At 76.0% G+C, this 22945-nt stretch carries 13 protein-coding genes; 5 read left to right on the top strand and 8 right to left on the bottom strand.

Annotation, left to right across the window (positions count from 1 at the left end):
* Positions 1-9: 9 nt before the first annotated feature.
* The 3 genes from ACR9E3_RS11175 to ACR9E3_RS11165 are packed head-to-tail and all read right to left on the bottom strand — an operon-like array spanning position 10 to position 4629.
* Positions 10-486: a flavodoxin family protein gene (locus ACR9E3_RS11175; RefSeq protein WP_460380298.1), complete on the bottom strand. Its 477-nt coding sequence runs from the start codon at positions 484-486 to the stop codon at positions 10-12.
* Positions 483-1313 (bottom strand): purine-nucleoside phosphorylase, encoded by an 831-nt coding sequence (locus ACR9E3_RS11170; protein ID WP_285658964.1) that lies wholly within the window; start codon positions 1311-1313, stop codon positions 483-485. Before ACR9E3_RS11170 ends, ACR9E3_RS11175 begins: the two co-directional genes overlap by 4 nt.
* A gap of 10 nt (positions 1314-1323) precedes the next feature.
* Positions 1324-4629, bottom strand: a complete 3306-nt coding sequence (locus tag ACR9E3_RS11165; protein WP_460380297.1) for a serine/threonine-protein kinase — start codon at positions 4627-4629, stop codon at positions 1324-1326.
* Positions 4630-4886: 257 nt separating this feature from the next.
* On the opposite strand from ACR9E3_RS11165, the gene ACR9E3_RS11160 reads away from it, so the two are divergent.
* The gene (locus tag ACR9E3_RS11160; RefSeq protein WP_460380296.1) at positions 4887-6137 is read left to right on the top strand and encodes an amidohydrolase; all 1251 of its coding nucleotides are present in this window, start codon (positions 4887-4889) and stop codon (positions 6135-6137) included.
* 115 nt (positions 6138-6252) lie between these two features.
* Positions 6253-8952, top strand: coding sequence for a Tex family protein (locus ACR9E3_RS11155; RefSeq protein ID WP_460380416.1), 2700 nt, complete (start codon positions 6253-6255; stop codon positions 8950-8952).
* Between the two features lie 52 nt (positions 8953-9004).
* On the opposite strand, the gene ACR9E3_RS11150 is transcribed toward ACR9E3_RS11155, so the two are convergent.
* Entirely contained in the window at positions 9005-9475 is a 471-nt protein-coding gene (locus ACR9E3_RS11150) for a gamma-glutamylcyclotransferase (RefSeq protein WP_285659019.1), read from the bottom strand.
* A 161-nt stretch (positions 9476-9636) separates the two neighbouring features.
* Here ACR9E3_RS11150 and ACR9E3_RS11145 point away from each other — a divergent pair, with 161 nt between their 5' ends.
* A complete protein-coding gene (locus tag ACR9E3_RS11145) occupies positions 9637-11034 on the top strand; it encodes an NAD(P)H-quinone dehydrogenase (protein WP_460380295.1) in 1398 nt (465 codons plus the stop codon).
* A gap of 20 nt (positions 11035-11054) precedes the next feature.
* Here the strand turns inward: ACR9E3_RS11145 and ACR9E3_RS11140 are convergent, their stop codons facing one another.
* Positions 11055-13823: a helix-turn-helix transcriptional regulator gene (locus tag ACR9E3_RS11140; protein WP_460380294.1), complete on the bottom strand. Its 2769-nt coding sequence runs from the start codon at positions 13821-13823 to the stop codon at positions 11055-11057.
* Positions 13824-14107: 284 nt separating this feature from the next.
* Positions 14108-17527 (bottom strand): ATP-binding protein, encoded by a 3420-nt coding sequence (locus tag ACR9E3_RS11135; RefSeq protein WP_460380293.1) that lies wholly within the window; start codon positions 17525-17527, stop codon positions 14108-14110.
* Positions 17528-17820: 293 nt separating this feature from the next.
* Between ACR9E3_RS11135 and ACR9E3_RS11130 the strand changes: the two genes are divergently transcribed.
* Complete coding sequence (locus tag ACR9E3_RS11130; RefSeq protein ID WP_460380292.1) at positions 17821-18267, top strand: nuclear transport factor 2 family protein; 447 nt, start codon at positions 17821-17823, stop codon at positions 18265-18267.
* Positions 18268-18322: 55 nt separating this feature from the next.
* Here the strand turns inward: ACR9E3_RS11130 and glpK are convergent, their stop codons facing one another.
* Together glpK and ACR9E3_RS11120 are read right to left on the bottom strand one after the other, a co-directional pair.
* Positions 18323-19825, bottom strand: coding sequence for a glycerol kinase GlpK (gene glpK, locus ACR9E3_RS11125; RefSeq protein WP_460380291.1), 1503 nt, complete (start codon positions 19823-19825; stop codon positions 18323-18325).
* A gap of 48 nt (positions 19826-19873) precedes the next feature.
* Positions 19874-20596, bottom strand: a complete 723-nt coding sequence (locus tag ACR9E3_RS11120; protein ID WP_460380290.1) for an MIP/aquaporin family protein — start codon at positions 20594-20596, stop codon at positions 19874-19876.
* Positions 20597-21022: 426 nt separating this feature from the next.
* Between ACR9E3_RS11120 and ACR9E3_RS11115 the strand changes: the two genes are divergently transcribed.
* A complete protein-coding gene (locus tag ACR9E3_RS11115; RefSeq protein WP_460380414.1) occupies positions 21023-22750 on the top strand; it encodes a glycerol-3-phosphate dehydrogenase/oxidase in 1728 nt (575 codons plus the stop codon).
* The last annotated feature ends 195 nt before the right edge of the window (positions 22751-22945 follow it).

Genomic DNA, 22945 nt, shown 5'->3' with positions numbered 1-22945 from the left:
TCGCTGCTTCTATGCGCGCGAACTCCCCGTTCGCTCCGCCGCCTGCAGCGCCACGGTAGCGCCCAGCTCCCACGCCGCCTCGCGCTCGGCGGTGCCGACCTCGCCCGTGGACTCGCAGACCGCGGCGGCCTGCTCCCAGCCCAGCGCGCCGGTGATCGTCAGGATGTCGCGGACCGCGCCCGCGGTGTCCGAGCCGCCGTGCACGTACAGGCCGAAGGGTCGTCCGGCGGTCTGGTCGAGGCACGGGTAGTAGGCCTGGTCGAAGAAGTGCTTGAGCGCGCCCGACATCGTCCCGATGTTCGCCGGGGTCCCGAGCACGATGCCGTCGCAGTCGAGCGCGTCGGCCGCGCCGGCGGTCAGCGCCGGGCGGGCCACGACCTCCACGTCGGCCTCGATCTCGTCGGTGCCGGCGCCTTCCAGCACGGCCGTGAGCAGCTCGTGCAGGCTCGGCGAGGGGGTGTGGTGCACCACCAGCAGCCGGGTCATCGGTCCGGGTCCTCCAGCGTGGCCCGGACGAGGCGCGCGAGCAGCGTCCCGGTGCGGGCGGCCGCGGCGTGCACGGCGTCGATCACCGCGAGGTGGTCGATCGGCGCGTCGACGGTGCCGGCCGCGGGGTTGCTGACCAGCGCCACCGCCGCCACCCGCGCGCCCGCCGCGCGCGCCGCGATCGTCTCCAGCACCGTCGACATCCCCACGAGGTCCGCGCCGAGCGTCCGCAGCATGCGGATCTCGGCCGGGGTCTCGAAGTGCGGGCCCCGCAGCCCGGCGTAGACGCCCTCGACGAGGTCGGGGTCGATCTCGCGGGCCAGGGCCCGCAGGCCCGGGTCGTAGGCGTCGGTGAGGTCGACGAAGTCCGGCCCGATCAGCGGCGAGCTCGTCGTGAGGTTGAGGTGGTCGGACACGAGGACCGGTTGCCCGACGGCGTACGACGGGTCGATGCCGCCCGCGGCGTTGGTGAGCACGACGGTGCGCGCGCCGGCGGCGCACGCGGTCCGCACCGGGTGCACGACCTGCGCCGGGCTGTAGCCCTCGTAGAGGTGCGTGCGCCCCAGCAGGATCAGCACGCGGTGGCCGCCGACGTCGACCGACCGGGCCACGCCCGCGTGGTCGGGCGCTCCCGGCGGGGTGAACCCGGGCAGCTCGGCGACCGGGATCTCGGCGACCGGCGGCCCGAAGGCGTCCGCCGCGGCGCGCCAGCCGGAGCCCAGCACCACGGCGACGTCGTGGGTCAGGGCGCCGGTGCGCTTCGCCAGCTCGGCGGCGGCGTCCTCGGGCGCGGGCAGCGCGGGGACCAGGGGGTCGATCTCCGTCATCGCGCGGAGCCTAGGGGGGCGGTGCGGCGAAGCTGTCGGCCACGGCCCGGAACTGGTCGACCGCCCCGGCCGTGTCCGTGCTCGGCGTCGTCAGGCGCACCACCCACAGGTCGTTGCCCGACGGCACCAGCCGCGTCCACGTCGTCCGGTCGTCGGGGCCGGACGCGGTGCGGTAGACGATCTGCTGGGGTGGCTCCCGGCCCGGCGCCGCCGTGCCGACGGCCTCGAGGGGCCCGACGCTGCTCCCGTCGACGCCGAGGCTCGCGGGACGCGCGAGGAGCGCGGCGTAGTCGGACGCCCGCTGCGCGGGGTAGAAGCCGACGACGCGGTCGACCCGCAGCTCCCGCTCCGCGGACGGGGAGACGAACCGCACGGCGATGTCGCCGCCCGGCTGCTCCAGCCGGAACTGCTGCCAGTTCGCGGGCACCAGGGCGCTGAACCCCAGACCGGTGCCGCTGTAGCGCTCGTCGGTGTCGGCGTGCGCGATGAGCAGGGTGTTCGCGACCTCCGGCCCCGCCGGACGCAGGGTCGACGTGAGCGGACCCTGGCCGGCCAGCGACCGTGTCAGGGCGTAGGCGCCGACCGCCCCGAGCGCGGCCATGAGCACCAGCAGCGCGACGACGGCGGCGACGGCCCACGGCGAGCGCTTCGGCGGGGCCGGCGGGCGCGGGGACGGCGTGAACGGCAGGGGTCCGGGGTCGGCCGCCAGCGGCTGGCCCGTGCCGCCCTGGGCGGACCCGGTGCCCGTCCCCGCCGCGGCCGGGCGCGGCGGCGCCGGACGCCACGCCGGCGCGGGTGCCCCGCCCGGCGGCGTCCAGCGGCCGGGCGGGCCGGTGCGCGGCGGGGGCGGTGGCGGGCGGCGCACCGTCCGCGTGACGTCCTCCGACGCCGGTACCCGCGGGCCGACCATCGTCGTCTCCGCGTCGCTCGGTGGTGACGGCACGCGTGCGGCGGCGCCGTTGCCGGTCGTGCCCTTCGTGCCCGTCGCCGCGCCGGCCTTCGGGTCGGTGACGCGGTCGGCGGTCCCGTCCGGGGCCTCGTCCCCGGCCCCGTCCGTCTCGCCCGGGGCCGTCGCGGAGGCCGCGCCCGCGGCCCCGTCCGTCGCGTCCGGGATCGTCCCGGACGCCGCGTCCGCGGCGTCGTCGGAGGCGTCGCCGGCTGCCCGGTCGGCGGCGCCGTCCGAGCTCGTCGCGGCGGCCTTCGCGGCGGCCTTCGCGGCGGCCTCGTCGCCGGTCTCGTCGGCGGTCTTGGCGGTCGTCTTGTCGGCGGTCCCGTCCGAGCTCGTCACGGCCGCCCCGCCGGCCGCCGCGACCGACGTCTTCCCGGGGGCGTCGGCGGTGGTCCCGCCGGAGGAGGTGCCGGTGCCGGTGCCAGTGGCGGTGCCGGTGCCGGTGGATCCCGCGGTGGTCTGGTCCGCTCCCTCGTCGCTCCCTGCCGCCGCGGCGTCCGCCCGGACGTCCTCCGGATCCGGCGTCACGCCGTCGGCGCGCTCCACGGTCGCCATCGGGTCCCCGGCGTCGTCCCCCGCGCCGTCCCCCGCGCCGTCGGCGGTGCCGTCCCCGGCGCCGGACGCGGACCGCCCGCCGGGCGTCGCGGCGTCCGCGGCGTCGTCGGCGTCATCGTCGTCAGCGACCGCGCCGTCGTCGGCGGCCTCGGCCGTCTCGGCAGCCTCGGCGCCGTCACCGGCCGTCGTCCGTCCGGCGGCACCGGCGGCGACCACCGCCGCGCCCGCGGCGGCCACCGCCGCGGGGCCCACGCCGGCGGCATCGTCACCGTCGCCGGCACCCTGCTCGGCGTCCGGCCCCTCGACGTCCCGGCCGGCGTCGGCACCGGCGTCCTCGTCGTCGCCGGAGGTCCCGGCAGCCGTGGACCTCGCGCGGGCCGATGCCGCCGGCTCCGCGTCCTCGGGCTCCCCGGTCGCCGCCGCCGGCGCAGGCGCGTCGGGCGTGTCCACCGTCGCGCCGGCGGTGTCCGTGCCGGTCGTGGCGGCCGGAGCGCCGGACGCGGCCGCGGACGTGCCGCCGGACCCGTCACCCGGTGCTGCCGCGGCCTGCTCGCCGCTCCCGTCGGCGGGCGGGGTCGGCGCCTCCGTGGCCGGTGCTCCGCCGGCGTCGGACCGCTTCTCCCCGGTCCCCGGCCCCTCGGCGGAGGGCGCGCCCGTCTCCTCGGTCGCGGGAGCCGACGCCGCCGCAGCCGCCGCGGCCGCGGCCGCGGGCGTGGCCTCCGGACCCGTGCGCGGGCCGGGCGAGGGGCGCCGGTCGGTGCGTGGGCGCGGGCCGGGCGACGGCTGGTCGGGTGAGCCCTCGACGAGCGTGCCCGCCGGGCCCTTCCCCGGGGGCCGGGGCGTGGGTCCCGAGGGCGGGCCCGACGGCTGCTGCCCGGGCATCGGGATCAGGCCCGCCTGGTCGCTCGGGGCGCCCTGCGGCGGCAGGCGGAAGGCGGCCGTGCGCGGCGAGGCGGGCGCGGCGAGGACGGGCCCCTCGGGGTCGGAGAGCAGCGGGCGCAGGCGACGGCGCACGGCCGGGAGCGGCATGCGCAGCGTCGGGTCCTTGACCATCAGCCCGCGCACGACGTCGACCACCGGACCGCGGCCCGAGGGCACCGGGACCTCGCCGTGCACGACCTCGGTGACCGTGCCGACCGGGTCGCCCGCGTCGTACGGGGGGCGTCCCTCCAGGCAGGCGAAGAGCGTGGCGCCGAGCCCCCACAGGTCGGCGGCGGGACCGACCGCGCGGCCCATGGCGACCTCGGGCGCGATGTACGGGGGCGAGCCCAGCACCGTGCCGGTCTGGGTCATGGACTGCTCGGCGGCGTTGCGGGCGATGCCGAAGTCGGTGAGCTTGATCTGCCCGTTCTCGCCGATCAGGACGTTGCCGGGCTTGACGTCGCGGTGGGTGATGCCCGCCCGGTGCGCGGTCTGCAGTGCCGACGCGACGGCCGACCCGATCTCCGCGGCCTCGGGCTGGCTGAGGGTCCCGCGCTCGCCGATGTAGCTGGCGAGGCTGCGCGAGGGCAGCAGCTCCATGACGACGTAGGGCTCCGAGGCCACCTCGACGACGTCGTAGAGCGTGACGACGTTCGGGTGGGAGAGCATGGCGGTGGCCCGGGCCTCGCGCAGGGTGCGCTCGCGCACGATGGCGCGCTCGTTCACCGGGACGGACGACAGGCGCACCTCCTTGACGGCGACGGGACGGTGCAGGACCTCGTCGTACGCGGACCACACCGTGCCCATGGCGCCGCGGCCGAGCTCGTGCTCGAGGCGGTAGCGCCCGACGATCCGGCGGGGGCCGGTCGCGTCGGCGGCTGCGGGGCTCACCTCTCCATGATGGCAACGCCGACCGCTGGCCGGGCCACGTCGGGGGTACCCGGCGGTCGACGGGCTGCGACGGACGGACGTCGATCGCCGGGCAGCGGCCGGGCACGCCGGTGACCTGCACCGACCGGCCGTTCGTCGGATCGTTCTCCGGGGTGGTGCGCCGCACACAGCGCGGTCGCGACCCTTCGCCGCGAGGGGGCGCCGTGAGCCCGCAACCGCCGTCCGGCGCAGGCATGCTGGGCCGGACAGTCGGACTCATGACGGGCCCGACACGGGAGGTGTGTTCGATGACTCTGGCTGAGCCTCACCCGGTGCCGGCCCACGTGGCCGACCTCGGCGTGGGCAACGGCCCGGAGTGGATCGACCGGTGGCTCGCCGCCCACGCCGACGACGTCCTCGGCTGGCGCCGCACGCTGCACGCGCGCCCCGAGCTGGCCCGCCGCGAGCACGAGACGACCCGTCTGGTCGCCGAGACGCTCGCGGGCGCGGGCCTGGCGCCCAAGCTGCTGCCCGGCACCGGGCTGATCTGCGACATCGGCCAGGGACCCCGCACCGTCGCCCTGCGCGCCGACCTCGACGCCCTGCCCCTGCAGGAGCAGAACGACGTCCCGTACGCCTCGCGGGTGCCCGGCGTCGCCCACATGTGCGGCCACGACGCGCACACGGCGATGCTGCTCGGCGCCGGCCTCGCGCTGGCGTCGGCGCCGTCGCTGCCCGGCCGGGTGCGGCTGATCTTCCAGCCGGCCGAGGAGGTGCAGCCCGGCGGTGCGCTCGACGCGATCGCCGCGGACGCCCTCGCCGACGTCGACCGCATCTTCGCGCTGCACTGCGACCCGCGTCTGGAGGTCGGCAAGGTCGGCACGCGCACCGGGGCCATCACCTCGGCGTGCGACATGCTCGAGCTCCGGCTGACCTCCCCGGGCGGTCACACCTCGCGCCCGCACCTCACCGCGGACCTCGTGCACGCGCTCGGCACCGTCATCACCGGCCTGCCCGACCTGCTCTCGCGCCGGGTCGACCCGCGCTCGGGCACGGTGCTGGTGTGGGGCACGGTCCAGGCCGGTCACGCGGCCAACGCCGTCCCGCAGCAGGGCGTGCTCGCGGGCACCCTGCGCACGGCGCAGCACGCGACCTGGAACGAGCTCGAGCCGCTGGTGCGCTCGCTGGTCACCGCGCTGCTCGCCCCGACGGGCGTCGGCTACGTGCTCGAGCACCGTCGCGGCGTGCCGCCCGTGGTCAACGACGCCGTCTCCGCCGACCTGCTCGCCCTGGCCGCGCAGCGGGCGAACGGTCTGGACGCGGCGGTGGGCACCGAGCAGTCGAGCGGCGGCGAGGACTTCGGCTGGTACCTCGAGCACGTGCCCGGGGCGATGGGTCGCCTCGGGGTGTGGTCGGGCGTCGGGGACATGTCGGACATCCACCAGCCGACGTTCGATCTCGACGAGCGCGCTCTGCCGGTCGGCGTGCGCACGCTCGTCCACGCGGCCCTGGCCTCCTTGGGCGGCTGACCAACCGGATCGCACGCCGTCGGGGGCGTCGGGCACGATGGCGCCCGTGAGCGATGCGACGGCGACCGCCACGGATGCCCCCACGGACGCCCCTACGGACCAGGCCCCGGCTCCGGTGCTGCCCCCGGTCACCCGCCGCATCGCCGACGAGCTCGGCGTCGGCGAGGGCCGGGTGTCGGCGGCGGTCGAGCTGCTCGACGGCGGGGCGACGGTCCCCTTCGTCGCGCGCTACCGCAAGGAGGCGACGGGCGGGCTCGACGACGCCCAGCTGCGCACCCTCGAGGAGCGCCTGACCTACCTGCGCGAGCTCGAGGAGCGGCGCGACGCCGTCCTGGAGTCCGTGCGCTCTCAGGGCAAGCTCGACGACGATCTGGCGGCGCGCATCCTCGGCGCCGAGACCAAGAGCCGGCTCGAGGACGTCTACCTGCCCTTCAAGCCGAAGCGGCGCACCAAGGCGGCGATCGCGCGGGAGGCCGGCCTCGAGCCGCTGGCCGACGCGCTGCTCACCGATCCCACGCACATCCCGCGCACCGCCGCCGGCGCTTACGTCGACCCCGACCACGGTGTGCCGGACCGCGACGCCGCCCTCGAGGGCGCCCGCGCGATCCTCGTCGAGCGCTGGGCCGAGGACGCCGACCTCGTCGGCGAGCTGCGCGAGCAGATGTGGCGCCGCGGGCGTCTCACCGCGACCTACCGCGACGGCCGCGGCGGCGAGGGCGACACGGCGGCGGCGAAGTTCTCCGACTACGGGGCCTTCGACGAGAAGTTCACCCGCCTGCCCTCCCACCGGATCCTGGCCGTCCTGCGCGGCGAGACCGAGGAGGTCCTCGCCCTCACCCTCGACCCGCTGGCCGCCGACGACGACGAGACCGCGATCGGCGAGGTGTACCTCGCGCGCATCGCCGCGGCCGTCGGCGTGGCCGACCGCGGGCGCCCCGCCGACCGCTGGCTGGGCGAGGCGGTGCGGTGGGCGTGGCGCACCCGGATCCTGTCCCGCCTGGTGGTCGACCTGCGGGTGCGGCTGCGCGAGGTCGCCGAGGAGGGCGCGGTCCTCGTCTTCGCCGGCAACCTGCGCGACCTGCTGCTCGCCGCCCCCGCCGGCGCGCGCCCGACCCTGGGCCTCGACCCGGGCCTGCGCACCGGGGTGAAGGTGGCGGTGATCGACGGCACCGGCAAGGTCGTCGCCACCGACACGATCTATCCGCACGTGCCCCGCCGGCAGTGGGAGGCCTCGCGCACCAGGATCGGCGAGCTCGCCCGGGAGCACGGCGTCGAGCTCGTCGCCATCGGCAACGGCACGGCCTCCCGCGAGACCCACGCCCTGGTCCGCGACCTCATCGCCCGTGAGCCCGGGCTCGGGCTCACCGCGGCGGTCGTGTCCGAGGCCGGGGCGTCGGTGTACTCGGCGTCCGAGCAGGCGTCGACCGAGCTCCCCGAGCTCGACGTGTCCCTGCGCGGCGCTGTGTCGATCGCCCGCCGCCTGCAGGACCCGCTGGCCGAGCTCGTGAAGATCGACCCCAAGTCGATCGGCGTCGGGCAGTACCAGCACGACGTCGCGGGCACGGCGCTCTCCCGTTCGCTCGACGCGGTGGTGGAGGACTGCGTGAACGCGGTCGGCGTCGACGTCAACACCGCCTCGGCGCCCCTGCTGCGGCGCGTGTCGGGCATCAGCGCGGGGCTGGCCACGACGATCGTGGGGTACCGCGACGAGCACGGCCCGTTCGCGTCCCGCACGGCGCTGCGCGAGGTGCCGCGCCTGGGCGCGAAGGCGTTCGAGCAGAGCGCGGGATTCCTGCGCATCCCCGGCGCGGACGACCCGCTCGACCGCTCGGCGGTGCACCCCGAGTCGTACCCGGTGGTGCACCGGATCGTGGAGTCCACCCACACCGACGTCGAGGGCCTCGTCGGCAACACCGCGCTGCTCACCGAGCTCGACCCCGACGCCTTCACCGACGAGCGCTTCGGGCGCCCGACGGTGCTCGACATCATCGCCGAGCTCGACAAGCCGGGCCGCGACCCGCGCCCCGAGTTCACCACCGCGGAGTTCGCCGAGGGCGTCGAGCAGATCACCGACCTGACGCCCGGCATGGTCCTCGAGGGCCAGGTCACCAACGTCGCGGCCTTCGGCGCGTTCGTCGACGTCGGCGTCCACCAGGACGGCCTGGTGCACATCTCGGCGATGTCCAAGGACTTCGTGTCCGACCCCCGCTCGGTCGTCGGGCCGGGCGACGTCGTCCGCGTGAAGGTGCTCGACGTCGACGTGGAGCGCAAGCGCATCTCGCTGACCCTGCGCCTCGACGAGGAGCAGCCCGCCGGCGAGGGCGGCCCGTCCGGGTCCGCCTCCGGCGGCGGTCGGTCCGGCGGTCGCGGCGGGCGGGGCCGTGGTGGTCGCAACCGCGGCGGGCGGCCGCAAGGTGAGGCCGCGGCGACCGCTGCGCCGGCCGCACCGACGACAGAGGCGCCGTCCGAGGCACCGTCCGAGGGGACACCCACCGAGGGCGAGCGCCCCACCGAGCGTCAGGGCGAGCGACAGGGCGGTGGTCGTGGGGGCCGTGGGCGTGGTGGCCAGGGCGGCCGCGGCGGTCAGGGCGGCCAGAGCAGCCAGGGCGGCCGCGGCGAGGGCCAGGGCCGTGGTGGTGGCCAGGGCGGCCAGGGCGGACGTGGCCAGGGCGGACGTGGTCAGGGCGGTCGTGACCAGGGCGGACGTGGCGGCCAGGGCGGCGGCAACCGCGGCCAGGGCAACCGCGACCGGCGTCCCGCGCCCACCAACGACGCGATGGCCGAGGCGCTGCGCCGCGCCGGCTACAAGAGCTGAGGCTCCGGTCGGCGACCCGTGTCCCCGGGACACGGGTCGTCGACCGCGGTGCTCAGAGCTCCGAGCCCGGTCCCGGTCCGACGGAGCGGCACGGGCGCTCGCGCAGGGCCTGCACGTAGTCGTCCGGCGCGCCGGCGGCCTCCGCGGCGTCGCTGAGCACGCCGATGTAGCGGGCGGAGGGCAGCCCGCCCTCGTAGGCGTCGAGGACGTAGACCCAGGCCAGCTGGGGGCCGTCCATCGTCTGGATGCGCAGGCGGAGCTTCTTGTGCATGCCGAGCTCGCCGCCCTCCCAGCGGTCGAGCTGGTCGACGTCGAGCGGGCTGACGTCGTAGAGCACCACGAAGACGCGCGAGGAGGGGTCCTCGACGACGGTCGAGAGCGCGCCCTCCCACCCGTAGTCCTCGCCGCCGAAGGTCAGGCGCCAGCCCTCGAGCCAGCCCGTCCCCGACATGGGCGAGTGGGGCGCGCGTTGCATCATCTGCGTGGGCTCCATGTTGGACCCGTACGCGGCGTAGAGCGGCACGGCGGACAGGGTAGCCACGACCGGCGTCCGTGAGCCCCGGCCGGGCCGGTGGGAGGCCGTGGAACACGATCGGTGCGCGCCCGTCATCGGTGTCGGGGACGATGAGCGGCGCGGACGCGGAGCCGGACCGGACCATGCCGCGACAGGAGGGGAACCACCACATGACCCGCATCGTCATCCTCGGCGGAGGACCGGCGGGGTACGAGGCGGCGCTGGTCGCCGCCCAGCACGGCGCCGACGTCACGGTCGTCGAGCAGGACAGCCTCGGCGGCAACTGCGTCGCCTACGACTGTGTGCCGTCGAAGACGTTCATCGCCTCGGCGGGGGTCCGCGCGGGCTTCCGGCGCACCGCCGAGATGGGCGTCGACGTCGACGACCCCCGGGTCGACCTTCCGCGCGTCAACAGCCGTGTCCACGGGCTCGCGCTCGCCCAGTCGGCCGACGTCCACCAGACGCTCGAGCGCGCGGACGTCCGTGTCGTCCAGGGCCGCGCGTACTTCGAGGAGAGCGACCGCACGAGCGCCACCCACGACGTGTGCATCGAGTACGCCGACGGGTCGAGCGAGACGGTCACCGCCGACGTCGCCCTCATCGCGACCGGCGCCTCGCCGCGGGTGCTGCCCGACGCGCAGCCCGACGGCACGCGGATCCTGACCTGGCGACAGATCTACGACCTCGAGTCGCTGCCCGAGCACCTGGTCGTGGTCGGGTCGGGCGTCACCGGTGCCGAGTTCGTCTCCGCCTACGCCGAGCTGGGCGTCCAGGTCACCCTGATCTCCAGCCGCGACCGGGTACTGCCCCACGAGGACCCCGACGCCGCCGCCACGCTGGAGGAGGTCTTCACCGAGCGCGGGGTGCGCATCGAGCCGCGCTCCCGGGCGGACAAGGTCGTCGCCACCGCCGACGGCGTTCGGGTCACGCTCACCGACGGCCGCGAGGTCGAGGGCTCGCACGCGCTGATGACCGTCGGTTCGGTGCCCAACACCGACGACCTCGGCGCCGCGAACATCGGCCTGTCGCTGCGCGGGTCGGGGCACATCACCGTCGACCGCGTCTCGCGCACCGACGTGCCCGGGGTCTACGCCGCCGGCGACTGCACCGGCCTGCTCCCGCTGGCCTCCGTGGCGGCGATGCAGGGCCGGATCGCGATGTGGCACGCGCTCGGCGAGGGCGTCGCCCCGTTGCGGCTCAAGACCGTCGCCTCCGCGGTCTTCACCCGGCCCGAGGTCGCGACCGTCGGCATCGGCCACCAGCAGGTCGAGAGCGGCGAGTTCTCCGCCCGCGAGGTCATCATGCCGCTGGGCACGAACCCGCGGGCGAAGATGTCGGGGCTCCGCGAGGGCTTCGTGAAGATCTTCTGTCGGCCGGCGACGGGCGTCGTCATCGGCGGCGTGATCGTGGCCCCGGTCGCCAGCGAGCTGATCCTCCCGCTGGCCATGGCGGTGCAGAACAACCTCACCGTGGACGACCTCGCCCACACGTTCTCGATCTACCCGTCCCTGTCGGGCTCGGTGACCGAGGCGGGGCGGCGCCTGATGCAGCACGACGACCTGGACTGACCCGCCGCTGACGCTGCTGGTCAGACCTGCTGCACCCGGTCCCGGAGCGCCCGCCGGCTCCGGAGGCCGAGCTTCCCGTAGACGTTGCGCAGGTGGTACTCGACGGTCTTCGACGAGACGAAGAGCTCGGCGGCGATCTCGGGGTTCGTCCATCCCCGGCCGACGAGGGTCGTGATCTCCCGCTCGCGGTCGGTGAGGCCGTCGGCCCACCGGCCGCCGACGCGGACGGCACCGCCGGGGGAGTCGGCGGGGTCCGCGGCGTCGTCGACGTCGGCCAGGCAGCGTTCGAGGAAGGGCCGCGCGCCGAACCTGCTGTAGGCGTCCGCGGCCGCGTAGAGGGCCGCGCGACCCGCCGAGCGCTGCCCGGCGAGCACCAGCGTCGTCCCGTACGCGTGCCGCAGCCGCGTGCGGTACCAGGCCGGCTCGCCGCCGTCCGCCGGGAGCGCCAGCCCGGCCTCGAGGGCCCGCCGCGCGCCGGCGAGGTCGCCGAGGGCCGCGGCGAGCCGGCCGCTGAGCCAGGCGCGCGCCACCGGGAGGCAGCTGCCCGCGGCGGGCACCCGCTCGAGCGCGGCGAGGGTGCGGGCAGCGCTGTCGAGGCGGCCGGTGTCGAGGTGGCTGTCGACCAGCGCGGGCAGCCACCACCCGGAGTACAGCTGGATGCGGTCGGGCTCGAGCTGCTCCGGGGAGAGGGCGCTGAGCGCCGTCGCCACGTCCTCGGCCCGTCCCTCCGCCTGCGCGATGGCCGCGCCGGCGAGGGTGAGGTGGATCCGCGGCCCGAGGAAGTCGGCGGCCTCGGCCATCGCGGTCGCGCGCCGCAGGTCGGCACGGGCGGCGTCCTGCTCCCCGCGGCCGGCGTGCAGGATCGCCGAGAGCGACCAGAGCGTCGCGTGGTCGAAGCTGCGGCCGTGCCGGGTGGCGGCGGCCGCGGCCACCTCGAGCTCGCGGCGCGCGGCGTCCCACTCGCCCAGCAGGTAGTCGCACCACACGAGGTGGACCTGGGCGGACACGCCCATGAGGTGGGCGAGCGGCGTGCCGCGCCGCCGGGCGACGACCGTGAGGTCCGCGCACGCGGGCGTCAGCCGGCCGAGCAGTCCGCGCAGGATTCCGCGGTGGGTGAGCCCGGCCAGCTCGTAGGGCGTCGCGTCGCCGGGCGCGGACGGCAGGAACGCGAGCTCGTCGAGGCCGGCCGCCGGACCCTCGGTGAGCGCGGTGCCGGCGGCGTGGAAGGCCCGCGCGAGGGCGACGAGCCGGTGGTCACCGGGCACCTGTGCCCGGGCGTCGGCGGCCGTCTCTCGCGCCGCCTCCCCGGCACCGAGCTGGACGTGGACGTAGGCCAGCTCGAGGTCGAGACGGGCCACCGCCTCGTCGGGCACCCGGGCGGCCATGCCCGCGCGGGCCTCGCGCAGCAGGTCGCGGGCGGCGGTGACCTCGTCGCGCGCGAACGCCAGCAGTCCGAGCAGCTCGGAGCGCCCGGGGCCGTCGGGCAGCGCCTCGATCTCGGCGGCGTGCTGCAGCGCGTCGCCCTCCCGCGCGGCGTGCACGAGCAGGCGGACACCCTCGGTGAGGCGGTCGGCCCGCGCGCGGTCGGTCGCGCTGCGCGCCGAGGCCCACAGGAGGTACTCCGCGGCCGTGACGAGCGCGCCGCGCGCGAACTCGGTGGCCGCCGCCTGCTCCAGCGCGTCGGCGAGCGCGGCGTCGGGGCCGTCGGTGCTGCCGACGAGGTGGCGCCAGTGCGCCGCGCCGCCGGTCAGCGCGGCGGCCCGGCGGTGCAACGCCCGGCGCCGGTCGCCCGGCACGCTGCCGTACACGGCGTCGCGGACGAGGGCGGACCGGAAGGCGAGGATCTCGTCGCTCTCGTCGACCTGCGCCTCGAGGAGCCCTTCGCGCACGAGCGGGGCGCAGTCGTCGGACACCGTGGCGCGCCCGGTGAGGCTGCGCACGGTGCGCACCGGGGCCGGTTCGCCGACGACCGCGAGGGCCTCCAGGGCCTCGCGCGCGCCGTCGGGCAGTCGGGTCAGCCGCCGCCGCAGGCTGGTGGCGAGGGACCCCGGCGGGCGGGGCCTGCCCAGCCGGTAGCGCGCCGAGAGGTCCTCCTCGCCGAGCACCGCCCGCAGGTAGGTCGGGTTCCCGTCGGTCTCCTCGCGCAGGCGGCGCGCGGTCCAGTCCGTGACGTCCGGGTCGACCTCACGCGCGAGCTCGCCGACCTCGTCGACCGTGAGGCCCGACAGCGTGAGGTGCACGGTGTCCTCGGGCCAGGGGTCGCCGGGGGGCGGGTCGAGCCAGTCGTCCGGGCGGTCGTGCCCGGCGAGCACGGCCATCACCCGCAGCGGGGGCAGCCGGCGCAGCAGGCGGCGCAGCGCCGCGAGCGACTCGGGGTCCGCCCGGTGCAGGTCGTCCGCCACGAACAGCACCGGCCGGTGGTCGTCGAGCTCGTCGAGCGCCGCGAGCAGCGCCGAGGCGCCCGGGGGCGACGGCCCGATCGGCACCGGCGCCGCGGTCGCGCCGGCGGCGTGCGCCGCGGCCAGGCAGCGGGCGAGCAGCTCGCCGGGCCGGCTCAGCGCGACGTCGGGGGCGACGGCGCGGACCACGGTCATCGCGTCGGGACCGTCGTCGGCGACCCGTCGGCGCAGCCGGTCGACGAGCTCGGACTTCCCGATCCCGGCCGGCCCGGTGATCAGCACCGGCGGGGGCGTGACGGTGTGCGCCCGGCGGGCCACGTCGAGCAACCGGTCCAGCTCGGCCGAGCGCCCGACGCCGTCGAGCCCGCCCCGGACCGGTGCCTCCACCACGTGCCCACCCCCCAGGAACCCCCGGCACGACTAGGGATTGTGCCTGGGGCGAGGGCTCGATGGAGGCGCCGATAGTGGGAGACGTCGCCCGAGCGGCCGCCGACGACAGCGCGTTCCCGTCCAACCCCCCAGGGCGGGACCGCGGAGGTCGGACCGGCACCGACGGCGGGCGCCGGCGCGGTGTGCCCGCATCGGCGCCCCGGTGCCGCAGTGCTGGGAACGGCCGCTCGGGTGACGCTGCGGCCCGTTCGTGTCGTCCGTGTCGCCGTCGGCGGGGTCCGTCGTCAGCAGGCCCGGCTGGCCAGCGCGGCGCGGTCGCGCCGGGTGCGCACCGACCAGCTCGGTGCGCCCGCCCGCGCCTCGACCTCCAGCGCCCGCGCGAAGTGGGCGTCGGCACCGGCGGTGTCGCCGAGCAGGGCCGTCAGCCGGCCGAGTGCGGCGGCGACCGCGCCCGTCCCGAGCCCGACCGCCCACACGGCGACCTGGTCATCGTGGGGTGCGAGCAGGTCGACGAGCTGCGCGGCGCGGCGGCGGTCGTCGAGGGCGACGCAGAGGTCGGCACAGAACAGGTACGCGACCATGGTGCTGGCCTCGACGGGCAGGGCCGCGAGGTCGTCGCCGGCGATCGCGTCGAGGATCCGCCGGGCCTCGTCGTCCCGGCCGGTCTCGGCGTGCAGGACGCCGAGCGCCGCGTGGATCGCCGGGAGCTCCGGCGACGCCGCGGCGACCCGGGCCACGAGCGCCTCGGCGTCGCCGACGCGACCCTGCTCGCGACGCAGCGCGAACAGCTGGATGGCGTGGTAGAGCAGGGCGTCCTCCTGCTCGGCCACCCGTCCGCGCTCGGCGACGTCGTGCAGGAGCCGGTCCGCGTCGTCGAGCTCCCCGCGCCGCAGGTGCCGGGCGACGTGCTGGAGCCCGGTCATCCACCGCAGCGTCGGCTGACCGATCTCGGCCATCAGGGCGTCCTGCGCGTCGAGGCAGCGGTCGGCCTCCGCGGCGTCGCCGACCTCGGCCGCCACCCGGAACCGCAGCCACCACGCGCGGTGCACCGTCACGGGCTCGTCGAGGCGGCGGGCGACATCGAGCAGCTCGGCGGTGTCCGCGAGGCGCGCGGCGAGCGTGTCCGGGCCGCCGATCGCGAAGGGCCGGGCGACGAGCACGTGCCCGAGCGTGCGCGGGTCGCCGAGCCGGCGGGCGATCGCCAGCGCCTCGTCGGAGAGGGCGAGGCGGCGGTCGCGGTCCCCGACGTGGAACAGCTCGAGGGCGAGCACCGCGAGCAGGCGCGCCCGCACGGCGCTGTCGTGCGCACCGGCCATGGCGACGGCCGCCTCGAGCGTCGCCACGCGATCGGCGTCGGTGACCCCGAAGACCGAGGGCTTGCTGCCCGGGCTGTTGGCGATCGCGGCGCGGGCGAGCCCGTCGGCGTCTCCGCGGGACCGGGCGAGACCGGCGGCGGCGAGCAGGGTCTGGCGGTGCGCGGCGTGTCCCGCGCGGCGCTGGGCCTCGCCGAGCGACACCAGCAGCGCGACGCGCCCGTCCTCGTCCCCGCCGGGCAGGAGGTCGACCGCCGCGCGCAGGGAGCGCACGGCCTCGTCGTGGGCGAGCTGTGCCCCGGCGCGCTCGCCGGCCCGCGCGGCGTAGCCGGCGGCGCGGCGCCGCGACCCGGGGTCGGCGGGTGCGCGGGACCAGTGGTGCGCCAGCGCCTCGAGCTGGGTGTCGGTGTCGCCGCGGCGCTCCAGGGCCTCGGCGATCCGGCGGTGCCACGTGGCGCGGCGGGCGCCGGTGAGGTCGTCGGTGAGGGTGGCGCGGACCAGCGTGTGGGCGAAGCGGTAGCGCAGGCCGTCGCTCTCGATCACCAGCCGGGCGGCGGTGGCGTCGTCGAGCGCGGTCAGCACGGTCTCCTCGCCGAGCCCGCCCGCGTCGCGGACGAGGTCGGGGTCGAACTCCGGCCCCACGACCGCGGCGAGGCGCAGGACGCCGAGCGTGTCCGCGTGCAGGCGGGACAGGCGCCGACCCATCACCTCCCGCACACCCTCGGGCAGGCCGACGTCCTCGAGCCGCCAGCCGCCCTGGCGGTCGTCGAGCGCCCCGGACTCGGCGAGGTGGCGCAGGAGCTCCCGGACGAAGAACGGGACGCCCTCGGTCTCGGCGTGGACCGTGCGGGCGAGGTCGGCGACGTCGGCGGTGTCGGTGGTGTCGTCCGAGGCTTCGGCGACGAGGTCCGCGACCGCGGCCGCGTCGAGCCCGCGCAGCGTCACGCGCTCGACGCCGGGCTGGCGGCGCAGGTCGGCGAGCAGCGCGCCCAGCGGGTCGTCCCGGGTGGTCTCGGTGTCGCGGTAGGTCGCGACGACGACGAGGCCGGGCGCGGCCGCGCGCGTGAGGTGGCGCAGCAGCTGGAGCGTGGGCGTCGTCGCCCAGTGCAGGTCGTCGAGGAGCAGCAGCACCGGCCGGTCGGCCGCGGCGTGCGCGAGCCAGGCCGCGACGGCCTCGAAGAGGCGGTAGCGCTCGGTCTCGGGGTCGGCGCGCAGCGGCGGCGGGAGGTCGGGGAACGCCCGCCCGATCTCGGGGACGAGCCGGACGAGCTCGCCGGCGAGCCGGCCCAGGTCCCCGGCGCGCGCCGGTCCCGGCGCGAGCTGCCCGCGCAGTGCCTCGACGAACGGCTGGTAGGGCACCGCGAGGTCCTCGTCGCAGCGGCCGGCGAGCACGGTGCCGCCGTCCGCCGCGACCTCGCGGCCCAGCTCGGCGGCCAGGCGCGTCTTGCCGACCCCCGGTTCGCCGGCGATCAGCACGAGCCGCGGGCCCTGCGCGCGCCCGTCGAGACACACCTCGCGCAGCCGCGCGAGCTCGTCGTCGCGGCCGACGAAGACCGGACCCATCTCGGTGAGCAGCGTCGGCGGGCGGGACGTGCTCGGCGTGGTCGGCGGTGGGGGAGCGGGCCGGGCGTCCTGGCCATCGAGGGACGGATCCTGGCGCAGGATCGCGGTGCGCAGTGCGGTGGCGGCAGGGCCAGGGTCGATCCCGAGCTCGTCGGCGAGGCGGCGGCGCAGGTCGTCGTGCGCGGCGAGGGCCTCCGCCTGCCGGCCCGCCCGGTAGAGCGCGAGCATCCGCTGTCCGGAGAGTCGCTCGCGCAGCGGATGGGCGCGGGTCAGGGCGTCGAGCTCGCCGGCGAGCTCGCGGTGGCGTCCGCAGGCGAGGTCGGCGTCGATGCGGTCCTCCAGCGCGGCCAGGCGCGCCTCCTCCAGGCGGTCGGCCTCCGCGCGCAGCGCCGGGGCCTCGGCGGCCGCCGGGAGGTCGCCGAGCACCGGGCCCCGCCACAGCCCGAGCGCCTCGCGCAGCAGCGCCGCGGCGGCCGCGCGGTCCTCGTCCGCGCGGGCCCGGGCGATGAGGTCGTCGAAGCGGTCGGCGTCGCTGCACGGGCGGGGGAGCGCGAGGACGTAGCCCGGCGCCCGCGTCACCAGGGCGCCGTCGGCGCCGCCGGCTCGCAGACACCGCCGCAGCCGCGAGACGTGGACGCGCAGCGCGTGGGCCGCGCCGGCCGGCGGGTGGTCGCCCCACAGCTCGTCGGCGAGCCGCGGGGCGGCCACGATCCGCCCGCGGGCGACCAGCAGCACGGCCAGGAGCGTGCGCTCCCGCGCGCCGCCCAGATCGACCGGCGCTCCCTGTGCGTCCACGGCCTCGAGCGGGCCCAGGATTCGCAGCTCCATCGGCGACAACCCCCCGGACCGGGCCCACCGGCACCGCCCCGCGCCGAGGGTAGCGCGCTGTGACCGTCGCTGTGAGGTCCGAGTGACGAACGGGTGACCTCGTCGGCAAGGACGTCGCCGACAGTGATCTGTGACTGCGGCACGCAGCGCAGCGGAGCTGCCGCGCCGGAGGCGAATCACTGCGGCACGCAGCGCAGCGGAGCTGCCGCGCCGGAGGCGAATCACTGCGGCACGCAGCGCAGCGGAGCTGCCGCGCCGGAGGCCGATCACAGCACCGACCGGGGAGGACCGTCATGACCGCCACCACCACCAGCACCAACGCCGAGACCGCCGCCGCGATCTACCGCGCCTTCGGGTCCGGCGACATCCCGACCCTCATGGACCTCATCGCGGACGACGTGCGGTGGGAGTCGGAGTGGGAGGACAACTTCGCGCAGCGCGCGGGCGGGCCGGCGTTCTACCGGCCGTTCCACGGCAAGGGCGAGCTCGGCGGCTTCTTCGAGGCGATGGGCGCCAACACGTTCCACCAGCTCGACGTGCGCGACGTGATCGCCGACGGCGATCGCGTGGTGGCCCGCGTCGCGCTCGAGTACACGCTGCCCAGTGGCGGGCGCTACCGGGACGAGCAGCTGCACCTGTGGACGTTCGACGGCGACGGGAAGATCGTCGCCATCCGCCACTTCCTGGACACGGCCAAGCTCCTCGCCGCCGCGCGGGGTGAGGACACCACGAAGGCGTGACCAGATCGCCTCGGCGTCGGGGAACGGGGGGCTCCCCGACGCCGAGGGTCGGGATCTAGGCCCAGTCGAAGGTGCGGGTGACCGCCTTCTTCCACTCGGCGTAGGTCTCGTCGCGGGCCTTCGGGTCCATCGAGGCGGTCCAGACCTTGTCCTGCGCCCAGTTGTCGCGGATGTCCTGCTCGGAGTCCCAGAAGCCGACGGCGAGTCCGGCGGCGTAGGCGGCGCCCAGGGCCGTGGTCTCCGCGACGACGGGCCGCACGACGTCCACGCCGAGCAGGTCGGCCTGGAACTGCATGAGCACCTCGTTGCCGACCATGCCGCCGTCGACCTTGAGGGTGGTCAGCGGGACGCCGGAGTCGGCGTTCATCGCGTCGATGACCTCGCGGGTCTGGAATGCGGTGGCCTCGAGGACGGCGCGGGCGAGGTGGCCCTTGTTGACGTACCGGGTGAGCCCGACGATCACGCCGCGGGCGTCGGCGCGCCAGTACGGGGCGAACAGGCCCGAGAACGCCGGCACGATGTACGCGCCGCCGTTGTCGTCGACGGACTTCGCCAGCGTCTCGATCTCGGGCGCCGACGAGATGATCCCGAGGTTGTCGCGCAGCCACTGCACGAGCGAGCCGGTGACCGCGATCGAGCCCTCGAGCGCGTACACCTGCGGCGCGTCACCGATCTTGTAACAGACGGTGGTGAGCAGGCCGTTCTTCGACTCGACCTTCTCCGTGCCCGTGTTGAGCAGCACGAAGTTGCCGGTGCCGTAGGTGTTCTTCGCCTCGCCGACCGACAGGCACGCCTGGCCGAACGTCGCCGCCTGCTGGTCGCCGAGGATGCCGGCCACCGGGACGTCGGCGAACGTGCCCCGCGCGCGGATCGGGCCGTAGTTCTCCGACGACGACCGGATCTCCGGCAGCATCGCCATCGGGACCCCGATCTCCTCGCAGAGCTGCGGGTCCCACTCGAGGGTGTCGATGTTCATCAGCAGGGTGCGCGACGCGTTGGTCGGGTCGGTGACGTGCAGGCCGCCCTCGTTGCCACCGGTGGCGTTCCAGAGCACCCAGGTGTCCATCGTCCCGAACGCGAGCTCCCCGCGCTCCGCCCGCTCGCGGGCCCCCTCGACGTTGTCGAGGATCCAGCGCGCCTTCGGGCCGGCGAAGTACGTGGCCAGGGGCAGGCCGGTCTTCGCGCGGTAGCGCTCGGCGCCGCCGCCGAGGTTCCCGAGCTCGTCGCAGATGGCCTGCGTGCGGGTGTCCTGCCAGACAATCGCGTTGTGGATCGGCTCGCCGGTCGCCTTGTCCCAGATGACCGTCGTCTCGCGCTGGTTGGTGATCCCGACCGCCGCGATCTGGTCGGCGTTGATGTCGGCCCGGGCGAGCGCGCCGCCGCACACCTGGCGGGTGTTGCCCCAGATCTCGGCGGCGTTGTGCTCCACCCACCCCGCCCGCGGGAAGATCTGCTCGTGCTCGAGCTGGTCGACCGCGACGACCCGGCCCGAGTGGTCGAAGATCATGCACCGTGTCGACGTCGTGCCCTGGTCGATCGCGGCGACGTACTGGGTCATGCGGAGCTCCAAGCTCGAGTCTCGGGAGGATGGACGTGCGGGCGGGCGTCAGCCCGTCTTGACGGGCGCGACGAACGCGACGAGCGCCGCGAGCGTCGCCCCGACCAGCGGGGCCACGACGGGCACCCAGGAGTAGCCCCAGTCGGCCTTGCCCTTGCCGCGGATCGGCAGCACCGCGTAGGCGATGCGCGGCCCGAGGTCACGGGCGGGGTTGATGGCGTAGCCGGTCGACCCACCGAGCGCCTGGCCGATGCCCATGACCACCGCGGCCGCGGCACCATAGATCGCGGGGCTGCTGCCGTACGGGTTGACCAGCAGGAACAGCACCAGCGCGAACGTCGCGATGAGCTCGGTGACGAAGTTCCACGCCGGCTTCTTGATCGGCGGGTTGGTCGAGAAGATGTTCAGCGTGCCGGAGTTGTCCTCGTTGTGGTCGAACTGCAGCTTGTAGACGAGCCACGCGAGGACGGCGCCCACGAAGGCGCCGAGGAACTGGCCGATGAAGTAGAAGGGCACCTGGGACCACGGCGTGCCGCCGTTGATCGCGCTCGCCAGCGTCACCGCCGGGTTGATCGCGCCGCCCGAGGCGTCGGCGATGCTGGCGCCGGCGAACACGCCGAACCCCCAGCCGAACGTGATGAGCACCCACGATGCCGTGTCGCCGTCGGCGTTGGTGCGGGTCAGCAGCACGTTGGCCACGACACCGCAACCGAAGAGCAGCAGCACCATGGTGCCGAGGAACTCCGAGAGAATGATGCTTCCTGCGCCCACGAGGACTCCTGTCGACGGCGACCCGGCCCGGCTTGCGACGAGACCCCCCGAACCCGAAGCCGCGATCAGAAGGTGCGCTCGCGATCGGCGACGGTAGTGGCGGTGCTCACCGTGTGTCCACGCTTCTGGGGATCTCGGGGGTGGAGAGACGTGTGAGGGGGCATCCGGAGACCGAAACGGACCAGGGTGCTGCACCGCGTGCACGGTGCCGAGGGCCTTGGACGCCGCGTTAGCGTGGTGCGTGGGGACGGCGCGGGGGCGCTGTCGCCCGGCGCCGGCTCCGCCGTGCGACGCGAGGGCGGCACCGGACTGACCTGGGGCTCCCCGAGAAGACGACGACGAGAGGGGTCGCACGTGGGCGCGGCACGAGGCGCACGGAGTGACGGCACCGCCGGCGCGGCGGCGGAGGCCTCGCAGGCTGAGGCACTGGACGCGGCGGTCGAACCGGCGCGCCTCGGTCCGGCCAGCCGCGAGGAGTCCTGGGAGCGGTTGGGCTCCGAGAAGTTCGACGTGGTCGTCGTCGGGGGAGGTGTCGTGGGTACCGGCGCGGCGCTCGACGCGGCGACCCGCGGGCTGAAGGTGGCCCTGATCGAGGCGCGCGACCTGGCGTCGGGCACCTCGAGCCGGTCGTCGAAGCTCTTCCACGGCGGGCTGCGCTACCTCGAACAGCTGGACTTCGGCCTGGTGCGCGAAGCGCTGCGCGAGCGCGAGCTCAACCTGACGCGGCTCGCCCCCCACCTCATCAAGCCGGTCAGCTTCCTCTACCCGCTGACCAAGCACTGGGAGCGTCCGTACGTCACCGCGGGCGTCACGCTCTACGACACGATGGGCGGCAAGAGCTCGCTGCCCCACCAGAAGCAGCTGACCCGCTCCGGGGCGCTGCGGATGGCGCCGGCACTCAAGCGCAGCGCGCTCGTCGGGGCGATCCGGTACTACGACGCGCAGTCCGACGACGCGCGCCACACGATGATGGTGGGACGCACGGCGGCCCAGTACGGCGCCACCGTGCGGACGTCGACGCAGGTCGTCGACTTCCTCCACGAGGTCGACCGGGTCGCGGGCGTGCGCATCCGGGACGTCGAGACCGGACGCGAGGCCGACGTCCGTGCCTCGGTGGTCGTCAACTGCACGGGTGTGTGGACCGACCAGATGCAGCACGCCGCCGGTACCCGGGGACGTTTCCGGGTCAAGGCGTCGAAGGGCGTGCACTTCCTCGTCGCGCGCGACAAGATCCCGTCGGACACCGGCATGATCCTGCGCACCGAGAAGTCCGTGCTGTTCGTGATCCCGTGGCGCAACCACTGGATCGTCGGCACCACCGACACCGACTGGAACCTCGACCTCGCGCACCCGGCGGCCACGCGCAAGGACCTGGACTACCTGCTCGAGCACGTGAACTCGGTGCTGGTGACGCCGCTGTCCCACGACGACATCGAGGGCGTCTACGCCGGGCTGCGCCCGCTGCTGGCGGGCGAGAGCGAGGAGACCTCCAAGCTGTCGCGCGAGCACGCGGTGTCCCGCGTGATGCCGGGTCTCGTCGCCATCGCCGGCGGCAAGTACACGACCTACCGCGTGATGGCCGCGGACGCGATCGACGCGGCCTCCGAGGACATCCCGACCCGGGTGGCCCCGTCCGTCACCGACCGGGTGCCGCTCATCGGCGCCGACGGCTACTTCGCCCTGGTCAACCAGGCCGAGAACCTCGGGCAGCGCCACGGGCTGCACCCGCACCGCGTGCGCCACCTGCTCGACCGCTACGGCTCGCTGCTGCACGGCCTGCTGTCGATGGCCGACGAGGACCCCTCGCTGCTCGAGCCCGTGCCGGCCTCGCCGGACTACCTGCGGGTCGAGATCGCCTACGCCGTGGCCTACGAGGGCGCGCTGCACATCGACGACGTGCTCACCCGGCGCACCCGCATCTCGATCGAGTACGCCCACCGCGGCGTCGACTCGGCCGAGGCGGTCGGCGCGCAGATGGCCGACCTGCTCGGCTGGACCGACGAGCAGCGCGACCTCGAGGTGCGCTCCTACGTCGAGCGTGTCCAGGCCGAGCGCGACTCGCAGGCCGTCGACACCGACATCGAGGCCGACAAGCTGCGCGTCGCCGCCCCGGACCCCCGCGCCCCGCGGCTCGCGGCGCTCGGCACGGGCTGACCCGCCGGGTCCCTCCGACGGAGCGAGGGACGCCGTCGCTGCGTCCCGGGCGGAGCGAGGGGCGCCCTGGCTGCGTGCCGGGCGGAGCGAGGGGCGCCCTGGCTGCGTGCCACGCAGCGAGGGACGCCCCCGCTCCCGGACGGGCGGGCCGGGACCCCGGACGCGCGGCACTGGTGAGCGGCGGCGCGCGCCGGT

This window comes from Actinomycetospora sp. C-140, from assembly GCF_054796175.1.
Note: the sequence above shows the minus strand (reverse complement) of the source record. Positions and strands in the feature narration are given on the sequence as shown.

Coding starts and splice junctions, on each gene's coding strand:
- ACR9E3_RS11175 (WP_460380298.1), bottom strand. CDS start 486: ATGACCCGGCTGCTGGTGGTGCACCACACCCCCTCGCCGAGCCTGCAC.
- ACR9E3_RS11170 (WP_285658964.1), bottom strand. CDS start 1,313: ATGACGGAGATCGACCCCCTGGTCCCCGCGCTGCCCGCGCCCGAGGAC.
- ACR9E3_RS11160 (WP_460380296.1), top strand. CDS start 4,887: ATGACGGGCCCGACACGGGAGGTGTGTTCGATGACTCTGGCTGAGCCT.
- ACR9E3_RS11145 (WP_460380295.1), top strand. CDS start 9,637: ATGACCCGCATCGTCATCCTCGGCGGAGGACCGGCGGGGTACGAGGCG.
- ACR9E3_RS11135 (WP_460380293.1), bottom strand. CDS start 17,527: ATGGAGCTGCGAATCCTGGGCCCGCTCGAGGCCGTGGACGCACAGGGA.
- ACR9E3_RS11130 (WP_460380292.1), top strand. CDS start 17,821: ATGACCGCCACCACCACCAGCACCAACGCCGAGACCGCCGCCGCGATC.
- glpK (WP_460380291.1), bottom strand. CDS start 19,825: ATGACCCAGTACGTCGCCGCGATCGACCAGGGCACGACGTCGACACGG.